Annotated in this window: 13 protein-coding genes; 4 read left to right on the top strand and 9 right to left on the bottom strand. The window is 43.2% G+C overall.

The window, feature by feature from the left end:
• Positions 1–31: 31 nt before the first annotated feature.
• Genes ACRRS1_RS00390 through ubiE form a run of 7 tightly spaced genes read right to left on the bottom strand, consistent with a single transcriptional unit; the run spans position 32 to position 5,228 of the window.
• A complete protein-coding gene (locus ACRRS1_RS00390) occupies positions 32–841 on the bottom strand; it encodes a TatD family hydrolase (protein ID WP_432468620.1) in 810 nt (269 codons plus the stop codon).
• Positions 819–1,565 carry a twin-arginine translocase subunit TatC gene (gene tatC, locus ACRRS1_RS00385; RefSeq protein WP_432455183.1) on the bottom strand — a complete coding sequence of 249 codons (747 nt, stop codon included), beginning with the start codon at positions 1,563–1,565 and terminating at the stop codon, positions 819–821. The genes ACRRS1_RS00390 and tatC overlap by 23 nt, the downstream gene beginning before the upstream one ends.
• A 3-nt stretch (positions 1,566–1,568) precedes the next feature.
• Positions 1,569–1,949: a Sec-independent protein translocase protein TatB gene (gene tatB / locus ACRRS1_RS00380; protein ID WP_432460585.1), complete on the bottom strand. Its 381-nt coding sequence runs from the start codon at positions 1,947–1,949 to the stop codon at positions 1,569–1,571.
• Positions 1,950–1,951: 2 nt separating this feature from the next.
• Positions 1,952–2,197, bottom strand: a complete 246-nt coding sequence (gene tatA, locus ACRRS1_RS00375; RefSeq protein WP_432460584.1) for a Sec-independent protein translocase subunit TatA — start codon at positions 2,195–2,197, stop codon at positions 1,952–1,954.
• A 44-nt stretch (positions 2,198–2,241) separates the two neighbouring features.
• The gene (ubiB, locus tag ACRRS1_RS00370; RefSeq protein WP_432460583.1) at positions 2,242–3,870 is read right to left on the bottom strand and encodes a ubiquinone biosynthesis regulatory protein kinase UbiB; all 1,629 of its coding nucleotides are present in this window, start codon (positions 3,868–3,870) and stop codon (positions 2,242–2,244) included.
• A complete protein-coding gene (locus tag ACRRS1_RS00365; RefSeq protein WP_432460582.1) occupies positions 3,867–4,466 on the bottom strand; it encodes a ubiquinone biosynthesis accessory factor UbiJ in 600 nt (199 codons plus the stop codon). Before ACRRS1_RS00365 ends, ubiB begins: the two co-directional genes overlap by 4 nt.
• Before the next feature lie 9 nt (positions 4,467–4,475).
• Entirely contained in the window at positions 4,476–5,228 is a 753-nt protein-coding gene (ubiE, locus tag ACRRS1_RS00360) for a bifunctional demethylmenaquinone methyltransferase/2-methoxy-6-polyprenyl-1,4-benzoquinol methylase UbiE (RefSeq protein WP_432455188.1), read from the bottom strand.
• Positions 5,229–5,836: 608 nt separating this feature from the next.
• Here ubiE and ACRRS1_RS00355 point away from each other — a divergent pair.
• The 4 genes from ACRRS1_RS00355 (at position 5,837) to ACRRS1_RS00340 (ending at position 11,301) form a co-directional block, all read left to right on the top strand.
• Positions 5,837–6,921, top strand: a protein-coding gene (locus ACRRS1_RS00355; RefSeq protein WP_432462919.1) for an IS3 family transposase whose coding sequence is annotated in 2 segments (ribosomal slippage) — positions 5,837–6,086 and positions 6,086–6,921 — 1,086 coding nt in all. Because the reading frame shifts where the segments join, the coding sequence is not laid out codon by codon here.
• A 390-nt stretch (positions 6,922–7,311) separates the two neighbouring features.
• Positions 7,312–8,289, top strand: coding sequence for an ankyrin repeat domain-containing protein (locus tag ACRRS1_RS00350; protein ID WP_432468622.1), 978 nt, complete (start codon positions 7,312–7,314; stop codon positions 8,287–8,289).
• Positions 8,290–8,872: 583 nt separating this feature from the next.
• Positions 8,873–9,241 carry a hypothetical protein gene (locus tag ACRRS1_RS00345; protein ID WP_432468623.1) on the top strand — a complete coding sequence of 123 codons (369 nt, stop codon included), beginning with the start codon at positions 8,873–8,875 and terminating at the stop codon, positions 9,239–9,241.
• 1,385 nt (positions 9,242–10,626) lie between these two features.
• Complete coding sequence (locus ACRRS1_RS00340) at positions 10,627–11,301, top strand: ankyrin repeat domain-containing protein (RefSeq protein ID WP_432460579.1); 675 nt, start codon at positions 10,627–10,629, stop codon at positions 11,299–11,301.
• A 177-nt stretch (positions 11,302–11,478) separates the two neighbouring features.
• Here ACRRS1_RS00340 and ACRRS1_RS00335 read toward each other — a convergent pair whose 3' ends face one another.
• Entirely contained in the window at positions 11,479–12,015 is a 537-nt protein-coding gene (locus ACRRS1_RS00335) for a hypothetical protein (protein ID WP_432460578.1), read from the bottom strand.
• 8 nt (positions 12,016–12,023) lie between these two features.
• Positions 12,024–12,911, bottom strand: a complete 888-nt coding sequence (locus ACRRS1_RS00330) for a hypothetical protein (protein WP_432460577.1) — start codon at positions 12,909–12,911, stop codon at positions 12,024–12,026.
• Positions 12,912–12,978 lie beyond the last annotated feature (67 nt).

The raw sequence follows: 12,978 nt of genomic DNA, 5'->3' as shown, positions 1-12,978 counted from the left end.
ACTTAGATCAACTTATTAAGAAAAGATAAACTTAAAATGAAAAAAGACGGCGAGCGTTTTGCTGCACTTGTTGCTGCAACTCGACCAACGACTCGCCTCGCAATTGCGCGACTCGCTGGTAGATATGTGGCAAATAACAAGGTTCGTTGCGGCGACTCTTGGGTTTGGGTTTTAAATCGCGAGGTAACAAATAAGGCGCATCCGTTTCCAACAACAGTCTATTGATTGGAATTTCTTTCACCCGCTGTTGCAAATCGAGACCACGGCGCTCATCGCACACCCAGCCGGTAATCCCAATATACAAATCCAGATCCAGACAGGCTTTTAGGGCCGCTTGATCGCTGGTAAAACAATGTAATACAGCGCCGGGCAGATGGTCGCGCCAAGGCTTAAGGATATCGATGAAGCGCTGATGCGCATCCCGCTCATGCATCACCACAGGCAGCTTAAGTTCTGCTGCAAGGGCTAATTGCGCCTCAAAAATGGCCTCTTGCTGGGGACGTGGTGAAAAATCACGATTAAAGTCTAAACCACACTCGCCCACCGCTAAAACCTGTGTTTGGGTAAACAGCGGTTTGAGAGTGGCGATATCGGTAGGACTTACCGACTTTGCATGGTGCGGATGCACGCCAGCGGAGGCATAACATACGCCCGGCCACTGTTGGGCTAAATCACTCACTTGCTGGCTTTCGGCCAAATCGCTGGCCAGCAGTAACATGCCACTCACACCCGCAGCCTGCGCCCGTTGTAGCACTTGTTCACGATCTTTATCAAACTGTGAGCTGGTAAGGTTCAGCGCAATATCAAACATCACCAAGCTAATCCGTCGCCTGTTCGGCATCGTCATCTTTGCGCACATAAAAACGCGCAAAGAACAGACCGACCTCAAACAATAGCCACATCGGCAAGGCCAATAGAGTTTGTGAGATCACATCGGGAGGGGTTAACAACATGCCCACCACAAAGGCTCCCACAATCACATAGGGGCGCTTGGCTCGCAATTGCGCTGGAGAGGTTGCCCCCGACCAACACAGCAACAAGGTTGCAATCGGAATTTCGAAGGCTAAACCAAAAGCAAAAAACAGCTTCAATACAAAATCGAGATAGTTAGAAATATCGGTGGCAATGGTCACCCCTTCGGGGGCAACTGCAGTAAAAAAGCTGAAGGCAAGCGGGAACACCACAAAATAAGCAAAGGCAACACCCGCATAAAATAACAAGGCCGAACCAAACACCAAAGGCACCAACAAACGGCGCTCATGTTGGTACAGACCGGGCGCAATAAACCCCCAGGCCTGAGCTAATAAATAAGGCATGGCCAAAAAAGCCGAGGTGACTAAGGTCAGCTTAATCGGCGTGAAAAATGGTGCCGCCACATCGGTAGCGATCATACTCGCATTTTCTGGTAATACGGCGAGCAAGGGCTGTGCGACAGCAGCGTAAATATCGTTGGCAAAATACACCAAGCCGAGAAAAATGATTAAGCAGGCGAATACACCACGCAATAGGCGATTACGTAACTCAATTAAATGCTCGATCAAGGGTTGTGCGGGGGCATCGCTCATAGCTTACTTATTGTCTTCTTGGCTAATGTCAGAATCGGATGGCACAGCTTGATTTGCAGCTTCAGCAGGCTGCGGGCTACCAACCGTCTTCTTTTGATAGGGGCGAGAAACTGACTCGGCACGCGCTTTTAGAGTCTCTACCGATGCTTGTAAATCACCATTAAGAGACTCTAAACCATTTTGTTCGGCCTGCTTCAGGTTTTGGTGCAACTCGTCTAACTCTAGTTCTTGTTTCAGTTCGGTGCTCACCGACGATACCGCCTGCTTCACCGAGCGCACCACAGATAACACGCTACGGATCGCTCCCGGCAAACGTTCTGGCCCCAACACCAACAGCCCTAATACCGAGATCAAGACTAACTCCCAAAAACCAATATCAAACATGCTTAACCTTGTTGGTCTTTGTCTTTGCTTGCTTGTTCTGCGGCTTGCTTATGCTGCGCAAGCTGTTCTGGGGTGGCTTTGTCGGTGGCATGATCACTAGGCTTGCTTTCATCTTCGCGCATCGCATTTTTAAAGCCCTTTACTGCCGAGCCCAAATCACCGCCCATGTTACGTAGCTTCTTGGTGCCGAATAACAACACCACAATTACAGCAACAATTAACAATTGCCAAATACTAATACCGCCCATTTAGTGATCCTCTTTCATCTTTTGTCGAGCCAAAGGCCCAGTATCTACTTCAATTGTTGCCAACAGATTAAACCCGCTAATCCGCTAGTCACCGCCAAGGCCAAGGCCAGCGCAGGTAAACTTGGATATATCACCGCCGCCGAAATTAAGCTTGCCGCTGCGGCTAAAGCCAAAGCCAAACTTCGTTGGCGTTGCTTCTGCTGCTGTAAATAACGTTCGGTAAAACGTTGAAACTTAAGCTGCTGCTGTTTCGCCAGTTGCAAGTTATCATAAACTAACTCCGGTAAATGCGGCAGTGTTTCCAGCCAATAAGGCGCCTTTTCTTTAATTGCAGAGAAGACCGCCTCGGGCCCCACCTGCTTACGCATCCAACGCTCTAAAAATGGTTTAGCAGTCGCCCATAAATCCAATTCGGGGTAGAGCTGACGCCCTAAGCCTTCTATATAGAGTAAAGTTTTTTGCAGTAATACTAATTGCGGCTGCACTTCCATATTAAAACGGCGCGCCGTATTAAACAGATTCAGCAGTACATGACCAAATGAGATCTCTGACAGCGGCTTGGCGAAAATAGGCTCACATACGGTACGGATCGCCGCTTCGAATTCTTCCACCTTAGTGTCGGAAGGCACCCAACCAGAATCAATATGCAGTTGTGCGACCTTACGATAATCACGATTAAAGAAAGCCAAAAAGTTTTCCGCTAAATAACGCTGGTCTTCTTTATTGAGGGTACCCACGATACCGCAATCAATGCCAATATACTGGGGATCTTCAGGATGCTCTCGAGACACAAAAATATTGCCCGGATGCATGTCGGCATGGAAAAAACTATCGCGAAATACCTGAGTAAAGAAGACTTCCACGCCTCGTTCGGCCAACAGTTTCATGTTGGTGCCCTGCGCTTCTAGTTCACCAATGTTCGCCACTGGTATCCCGTAGATCCGCTCCATCACCAACAAGGTTTTACTACAGTAGTCGCTATAAACCTCGGGAACATACAGCTCTTTAGCACCGCTAAAATTACGCCGTAGTTGGATCGCATTAGACGCTTCACGCGCTAAATCGAGCTCATCTACAATGGTCTTGCGATATTCTTCAACCACCTCTTTAGGGCGTAAGCGACGACCATCACTAAAGAAACGCGCAAATAAGCTAGCAACTCGCTGCATTAAAGCGATATCAGACAGAATGGTCGCTTCAATCCCCGGACGGATCACCTTCAACACCACATCGGCGCCATTCTCTTTTAAACGGGCAGTATGCACTTGAGCAATCGAGGCAGAGGCTAAGGCTTGCAAGTCAAAATCATCAAACAGATCCTCGACCGGCTGGCCCAGCGCCAATTCGACCTGTTGTTTGGCCAATTCGCCACTAAACGGCGAGACCTTATCCTGTAATAGAGCCAATTCATCGGCAATATCTGGCGGAAATAAGTCGCGCCGAGTGGACATCATCTGGCCAAATTTAATAAATACCGGGCCTAAGTCTTCCATCGCCATGCGAATACGCGCACCGGGCGCGCTTTGCTGGTGTTGATTACGCCACCAAAAAACCAAGCTGCGCAACAAGCGTAAGGGCCAAGGCCAAAAACGTTTCGGCAATAATTGGTCTATACCGTAATGGCACAGGGTGCGATTAATCTGCCGAAAACGCGCAAACTCTTTGGGGGTCATTGACTCAAATCCTGTATCCGAAGACTCAAGGTATCCACATCTTTAACCAGTAGCTGTAGTTGCTGTTGCCACGCTTGATATTCCAATTGACCCACCACTAAACCCCATTCTTCACTGGCTAACTCAGTTAGTTTTGTAGGGGCTTTATTGAACAGCGTGTTCAATGCTTGAGCCAACAAACGACTCTTGGACACGATTTGATAAGCGGCAACATCACCGATCCGCTGCGACAACTTTTCTTCAAAATCAGGGTCGAGTTGCAGGAACAAGTCGGCAAAATGTTGCGCCAGCTTAATATCACCTTCCAGTTGCAGCTTGTCTTGCTTAATCAAGCTGGGAATTCGCTCCGCCTGTTTTAATTCCATCAAGGTCAACAGCGACATGCTCAAGCTGCAATCCGGCTTGCCTTGATATTCATGAAGTACGTCGAGTTGCTGCTTGCTCACCACAAAATAAAAATTTGGCAATGGCCTAACTTGAATCGCCAGAACTTTGCCCGACAAATGACTGCGACGCTCGGCGCTGGCCTCATCAAGTGCCAACACTTGATTGCTTAAGACTTCAACACCGGCAGTAATCAGAGAAGATAGCGGCATAAGGGCCTCTTAAAATTTGTAAGCTCGGTGTAAGGCAACCACACCGCCAGTTAAATTGTAGTATTCGACGCCCTCAAACCCAGCATCTTGCATCATCCCTTTTAAGGTTTCTTGATCGGGGTGCATTCGGATCGACTCGGCCAAATATTGATAGCTCTCGGCGTCATTAACAATCAATTTGCCCATCTTCGGTAATAAGTGAAAAGAATAAGCATCGTAAACTTTACTCAGCGCTTTCATTTCTGGTTTAGAAAACTCTAACACTAGCAAACGACCGCCGGGTTTGAGCACTCGAAACATCGATCGTAGCGCCGCATCTTTATCGGTCACATTACGTAAACCGAAGCTAATGGTAATCAAATCGAAGCTGTTATCGGGGAAAGGCAGCGCCTCGGCATTAGCTTGCACATACCGTACATTACCCACAATGCCTTTGTCGCGCAGCTTACTTCGGCCCATTTTCAACATCGATTCATTGATGTCTGCCAGCACCACTTCACCGCCATCACCTACGATACGTGAAAACTTGGCAGTAAGATCACCAGTACCTCCCGCTAAATCTAACACCTTTTGTCCAGGACGTGCGCCACTACAATCAATGGTAAAACGCTTCCATAAGCGGTGAATGCCACCCGACATTAAATCATTCATCACATCATATTTAGCGGCAACTGAATGAAATACCTCGGCAACCATGCCTACTTTCTCTTCGCGGTTTACCGTTTTATAACCAAAATCGATGGTTTCCTGCTCAACGCTCATCTTTACTTCCTGATAATGCCAACTGCCGCTAGTGTACTGTAGCCAACCCAATGCTCCAAGGCTTGTACATGCCAAGCTTTGGCTTTTTTGGCAAAAGCGGGTCTTTTCGAAAAAATAGCCAGAACCGAATTCTCAGTTCTGCATTCCCCTCTCAGCCGGTCTCAATTCATCGAGTGCGCAGATATTCCCACTCATTCAATGACCAAAATCACGATGTCATAGCAGTGACGATGGCTTAACACTTTTTAAATGATTAGAATTATCAACTCATTAACGCCAAACTTTTAGTGTTTGAACGTATATCTGAATCGTGCTTTTTTACGCCAGCCTGAGAGCTAAGTCATTACAGTGGGGGTCGCTTAGGCAAGGATGTTACTGCCGCTGTGATTTTTATTATGGGTGTTCATACTCCACTCAAGTTGAGGCTGGAAATATCACACGAGCGACTGATTTAGTAAGAAATTACCATGTTGATGGTGAAATCTTGACTGCTGTACGGTCATCTACTGCTGACTTATTTTCAGGCGGAGTAGGTACGGTAATCCCCCCGAAAATTAATCCCATGCAAAAGTAGAATTTTCTCGTATAGTAAATACAGGAGATTCAACATGAAAAAGTCACGTTACACGGACAGTCAGATCTTATCTATTCTCAAGCAGGCTGAGGCTGGTACACCTGTTCCTGAGCTCTGTCGTGAGCATGGAATGAGCAACGCAACCTTTTACAAGTGGCGTTCGAAATACGGTGGTATGGACGCATCCCTTATGGCGCGGATGAAAGAACTCGAAGATGAAAATCGACGGCTTAAAAAGATGTATGCGGAAGAACGCCTTAAAGCAGAGGTGATCTCAGAGGCGATGGCAAAAAAGTGGTGAAGCCCTGTGAGCGTCGATTGATGGCTCAGCGTTCGGTGGCGAACTATCACATCAGCATTAAAAGTGCATGCTATTGGTTTGGGATCAGCGAGACCTGCTATCGCTATAAATCGAAGCTTCAACCTGAGAATGAGTTGATAGCTCAAGAGTTAGTAACGCTGTGCAACAGTGAAGACTGCTCTGACTGGGGCTTTGGCCTGTGTTTTCACCATTTGCGGAACGTTAAAGGGTATACATGGAACCATAAGCGGGTTTATCGGATCTACTGCGAATTGGCTCTAAACTTACGTATTAGGCCAAAACGACGCCTGAATCGCCATACGCCAGAGCCTCTTAAAGAGCCGATTAAAACAAACCAAGTTTGGTCCGTGGACTTTATGCATGATCAGCTATCTGATGGCCGGAAGTACCGTTTATTCAATGTGATAGATGATTACAAACGTGAAGGTCTGGCGTCAGAACCTGATTTTTCAATGCCCACAGTACGAGTCACTCGGATCTTAGAGCAGCTCATCGAACAACGAACCAAACCTGTTGCGATCCGCTGCGACAATGGTCCTGAGTTCATTAGCCATGCGTTTATTAAATGGGCCAACAACCACGACATTCGAATCGATTATATTCAGCCAGGGAACCCACAACAAAACGCGTATATAGAAAGGTTCAACCGTACTATGAGGTTTGGCTTAGTGAGTAAGTATTTGTTTGACACACTTGAAGAGGTTCAAGATCGGGCGACCCAATGGTTATGGTTCTACAATCATCAACGACCACACCTTGCAAATGGAGGGTTCCCACCACTAAAAACGGCAGCATGAATTCTACGAATAAATGCGGTTAATAATGGGAGGATTACCGTACTATCATTCGCACTCCAATTGAGGCAGGAAAAGCTTTACGCGGACTATTCGATGATGACGTTAAGGCTAACTTTGGATTTAGTTATGTTCCTGAGGCAGCTGGTAGAATGATCGAACTTCCTGCTGTTGATTCAGATGGAAAAGCAGTAACAGGCCTTGACTGGGTAACTGGCAGTCCTGCTCGCCATAAAATGGATTATGTGCATGCTAGTATGGGAATGTACGGTTATAAACTATATTCAGAATTAGGAAACTAATATGTTGTACGAAGTTACAGATGTAATAAGGCCGCTTCAGATATTATTTGCAGCTATCGTGACGCTGTCGTTATTCGCATGTGGAGATAGCATGGAAGAAGTATTTAATACATCTGAACAAATAAACTTAATAAATGCAGCTCAAATAGGTAGTGAAAATAAAATTACATCTATGATCCAACAAGGTGTTGATCCAAATGAAAAGGGAGAAAAAGGTGTAACAGCATTGCATTGGCTCATGTATAAAAATGACTTGGAAGGGATGGAGTTATTATTGAAGCATGGTGCTAATCCAAACCTAATTATGGCTCAAGGTCAGATTGAAAGCGTTTTGGAGCTTGCTGTAGGAAAAGGCAAAAGAGACGCTTTAATATTGTTGCTTGATTACGGTGGAAATCCTAATTTTGAAGGTAACTCTTTAAATTTACTTCAGCATGCGCTTTACAATAGAAGTTTGAGCTTCATAGAGCTTTTGATAGAGCATGGAGCAAACTATAAGACACCACTAGAACATAGATCATTTAGTTTAGCGTTTGATGCATCATTTCATCGCTTCTATGAAGTGGTGGTTTCTATAATAGACAAGGGGGAAGACCCATTATTTGTGCGAAATAGTGGTCGAACATTAGTTCATCAGGTTCAGGATTTTGAATCTGGTTCTGAAGCTTATAAAGAAGTAAAAAAAATAATGTTAGATAGGGGGGTTAAGTTTCCAATCCCACAGTCCCCTCATATAGGAGTTGGAACATTAGGAAGAAATTTAGATGATCCTAAAGTACAGTTTTGGCTTACACAAGAAACTAGAAGAGTAAATAGAAAATTTAATATTTATATGCACATTATTGATTACTATTTAGGGAAGAAATCTTCAGACTTAAAGCTTCCAGTATATCCAGAGCATATTGTTCATGGTGATGTTTATAAGGATGATGTTTTTCGTAGTGAATACAAAGAAAAAGTGGCAAATTACTATATGGAAGCCGCAAGTTTCTTAGATGTCGTAGAGCCAGATTGGCGTAATGATTCACCGTATTTACCTCCAGAGTTTAAAGGTGGAGAAGAGAAATAAATAAAATTAATGTGGTCAGGTTCAATTTAAATTCAGCTAACGCTAATCGTTAGCTGATGTATTTGGCAATGCGATTGGTAACATTATCGTTGCTGGTATTCAAAAGCATCAACACCATGAAAATCAGATAGACCAATTGGCTGTTCGCTTTTAATAAAAGGGGTCAGTGTCAAATTAAAGCAACTATGCTTAAGCTGAACCTCTTAACCAAGGCAAAGGTATGGATAGAAAGCGTTGATAATGGTTTAACAGTCAATGTTCCAACCAAAATAACTAGACAGCCATCCCAACTGGCAACCACCATCAGGGTGAGAGCAAGAGTGTTCATTTTGCGTACAGTTTGATTTCACACCAATCATAGTTTAAAAAGCACAGTTTAAGCGGTTAGTTAGCATCCAATATACGTTCGATAGCTATTCCACTCTTGATTGAAAAACGCTCGTGTTCTCATCCTGGATTACCCATTAGATTATTTTTATTGAAGATGAAATATTTAATATTTAGGCTGGGTGTCTAGATATTTTCCTAGCAACTGACGCATATGGGCAAGTAAGCTCATTTATGTTTAGAGAGGCGGCTAACAATGAAACAAAGTGATTTGGAAACATTGCGAGGTTCAAACTTAAAGGCTGGGCTCTTCGGTGGAGGATACGCTGGTGCACTTGGCCTTATAGACGAGGTAGTTGATGGGCTACTTTCTCCAGAACCACTGAATTACCCAGTGATTATTATTTGTTTGTTTCTAGTAGCTCTAGGCTTGCCCCAGAAGCACATTATTTCTTTACTACTTAGGAGCAAATCCTTTGCGATCAAAACAGTTATATGCTCGTTATTTTCTCTTTGGTTGTTTGTATACTTTGAGCACCCAATTATGAAAATCCTAGCTCTAGCACCTAGCTTGTTTATCTTTTTCTCTTCCTTTAAGTACAGTTCGACTGATTTGATAAACTAACCACTGAAATAAAAAAAGAAAGGACACCCAAGTCTTTTTTACAATGTTGGGTAAGTCATTTATGGTCTAATTTTTTGTCGACTGAGTAGGTATTTAGCATATCTGGAATCGCTGTGCTTGCTGTTTGGCTTCTTGCGGCTTTTCGTCGTAACACCTTTACCAATATTGCAATTTTCGACATCACGCTGCTTTTTATGTGAATAAAAAATGATGTTCATCGTATGATGTTGGCTGTTCAATCCTTAAGATGGCTGTCTCGAATTGGTAATAAAAGGACACCCAAGTCTTTTTGACAATCCAAAACCGCACCTCTAAGGCTTTAAATACACTCAAAGCCTTAGAGGTGCGGTGATGACTCGAGCTCGCGAACAGCAAATTTGTTTAGACAGTACGCCCTACTACCACTGCATCTGCCGCTGTGTGCGCAGAGCGTTTTTGTGTGGCGAAGACCGAGCAAGTGGTACTAACTTTGACCACCGAAAACAATGGATAGTTGACAAATTTACTCAGCTAAGAAGAAATAGGAAGAAGAAATAGGACACCCAAGTCTTTTTGGCAGCTCCCAACAGCACTTCTAGGCTTTAAATACACTCAAAGCCTTTTAGAGGTGCCGTGATGACTCGAGCACGTGAACAGCAAATTTGTTTAGACCAACGAAAATAATAAGACATCTATCCCAATTGGCGATCAATGTCGGCCAATACAATCATCAATTGTCCCCCCCCCTTGCGGCATGACAAGAAGCAAAGTGAAATAATATTCGATAACAAATACGCGATGGGATCTTCGCCTTGCTCTCAATATTTACATTAATCGACGTTCCTCACCCCCCCCCCGCCATCAAAAAATAAACCAGCAAACTACTTAACAAACCAAGATCTCGTTTGATAACTAATTTAGTAAACAAAAAAAATTAACCCAGAAGAAATAGGAAGAAATAGAAGAAATAGGACACCCAAGTCTTTTTGACATTAGGTGGTGGACTCGCATCGGTTCAAGCTTTAAGTACGGGAGCTAGTGCAATTACGTTTAACGCAGCTGGAATATCTGAAGGTACGATAACTAGATATAGATTGGATAGGCGTAACGCTGAAAATATAGAAGCTTACTACAACAAAGGAGAAGGATTGCATATTCTGCAGAGGGAAACATCACAGCCAGAGGCTATAGGAAATATGGTAGAGTTGTCTCCAGTAGACTTTAATGGTCGTCCAGTCTACGCACAAAGTCTAGGTCCAATAGAACGACATTCGATGGGCTTAACAGCGCTTGCTTTGGCGCATTCATATCAATAGGGATCAGGAATGTGTAGATATGTACATCGTTTAGTATGTTTATTTTTGTATTGTGCTTTGATAAGTAGTTGCAGTGAGAAGAATAACGAAATGAAACTATCAGAAACATTTTCAGCGGAAACCGCCAAGTTTATCGAAGCGGTCGTAGAAAAGAATTTTGACAAAGCTAACGAGCAGCTGCTTAAGGGAGCAAATATTAACGAGATAGGGCTTAACGGAATCACTCCGTTGCTATGGGTTTATACTGACTCAAATGATGCGCATAAGCTAATAGAGTATATGCTACTCAACGGAGCAAACCCAAGTTACCGAGATGAACAAGGTTTCTCTGCATTGTATTTAGCTACCGGCGGAGATCGTAAAGAGATCCTTGAAGTGCTATTGAAATATGGTGGAGACCCTAATTTGGAAGCGCCAGAAAAATTGGGCGGAGCATTTAGAAGAACTATGTTAATGGTGGCTATTTCTAATTTTAGAGAAGAGTATTTTGACCTGTTATTGGATCATGGTGCAGATGTAAATTGGAATACAGAGGGCAATAAAGGTTCGCTAAATGTAATTCAATCAACAATTAATGTCGGGCGGTTTGATTGGACTTTATTTTTCCTTAAAAAAGGATTCAAGGGGAATTTACAAGAGGTTGCAGTGTCAGCTTACGTAATAAAGGTATCCGATGACATGAAACCTTATAAACAAGACGTTTTTAATTATTTAGAAACTAAAGGCGTTAATATACAGGAAGCTATAAATAATAGATTTAATTAGTGTAGTGGCACACTAGATTTGGCCACCAGAAATAATAATAGGATGAAAAAAAACTGAAAAAAAGGAAACAGTTCAAAAAGAAAGGACATCCAAGTCTTTTTGTTAGCTAAATTAAAGTGACTCTGCCCCTTTTATTCCTCGCTTCTTAGCGAGTATATTGTACTACTAATTTTGTCTCTACTCTCTATCTGCAAGCAGTTTGGCTATTTGGGCAGGTTCGTCTGGGTAGCCATATTGAGCTAATTTGTCGACTTCTGGATCGTTACAAAGGCTAAAGTCCTTTACCCATGCGTCGATGGTTGCTGAACCCATTAATAATGTGAAAGGGGGACAGGCTTGGTAGCCATGTTGCTCAGCAATTTTTTCGATACGGGATTTTTCTATAGATTGACCTGGGAAAATGAAAAGAAAGCCGATGACTGCAGCTACTGCAAAGACCTTTGTCGAAAGGTGTTTTGGGCCTAAACTCAAGTCAAACCGCTTTAAACAGATATATTGCCAGAACATAAATAGTCCAGCCGATAGTAGACCAAACGAAGCTCCAATCAGTCCAAAATATCCGGAGTCTAAATAGATCACTTTATAATCGTTATGGAGCTGAATTCCTAAATATCCAAGCGTTTTATAGCTTACTAAAATGAAGCCTGATAGTAGGCATAACGTGAAGCAAGCCAGTGAAGTTACTATTGCCTTTTGGGGAGAGAGTTTAACCATAGTACTTCCTAAAAAAATCGATATGTAGATTGGTTCATACTCGAAATGGCCCTCATTGTATCAACTCTCTTATTCAGCCCTTCAATTTCGTTTTTAGCTGAAATTTCGACAGACTGATTTAAACTAGCGACTATTGTTTCTTTTAGTTTTAGTTGATCCTCTGCGATACCTAATGCGGTTTGGATTATAAAGGCTATGCTAAAGCCTATCGCTAAAGGTATTACTACAACACTTGTTGCGCCAAATGCAGAAGCCACTAAGAAGCCTATACATGCTGCAATTGAAGCTTTTACGATATCTGAAGTAATATCTACCACCCAATTGGTCATCAAGTAGTCTTTTTTAAGTACTAACTCCAGAGTATGGTGTGATACTGAAAACACAACTGTGATTATTACACCACCACTAGCGGATGCTTTGAGCCCTTGTTGACCAATTCCGAGCTTAAGCATCTTAGTGTTTGTAGAGAGGTATCTAGTTCCTTTAATTACTGTCCTTAGCTTGTGATTACCTTTAAAACTAATGTAGCTTTTAGTGCCATTTTGAGTTATTTCGTATTTACCCAAAATACTCCCGCCACGCTGCATGTCTAGTGCTAGCGCTCCCATAGCTTTTACGTCTAAGGCTTGGCTAGCAAATTGGTTAGTGAGGCTAGCGGTATTTAGAACTAACTTTTGAGCGAGCTCCGATAAGCCTAGATCTTCCAATTTCTGACTAATCGCTGTTTGCTCAAGTCCTTGGTTTTGCTGTTTGGCTAACCATAGTGAGAAAAACTGCGGCCCATGCAGTACATAAAGGTCCACTTCTTTCATTTCTGAGGCGTTAAGTTTGCTTAAGCAAGCATCACGTTTGGCTTTGTTTCGTTGGGACAAGCATTGAAATTGATTGTGAGCCACTGCAAATATCTCCTTTAGTTGCAGGACAAGATAATAAACATGAATAATGACAAAGTAAACAATAAGG

The organism is Agarivorans sp. Z349TD_8, assembly GCF_050870825.2.
Taxonomy (GTDB): Bacteria; Pseudomonadota; Gammaproteobacteria; order Enterobacterales; family Celerinatantimonadaceae; genus Agarivorans.
Note: the sequence above shows the minus strand (reverse complement) of the source record. Positions and strands in the feature narration are given on the sequence as shown.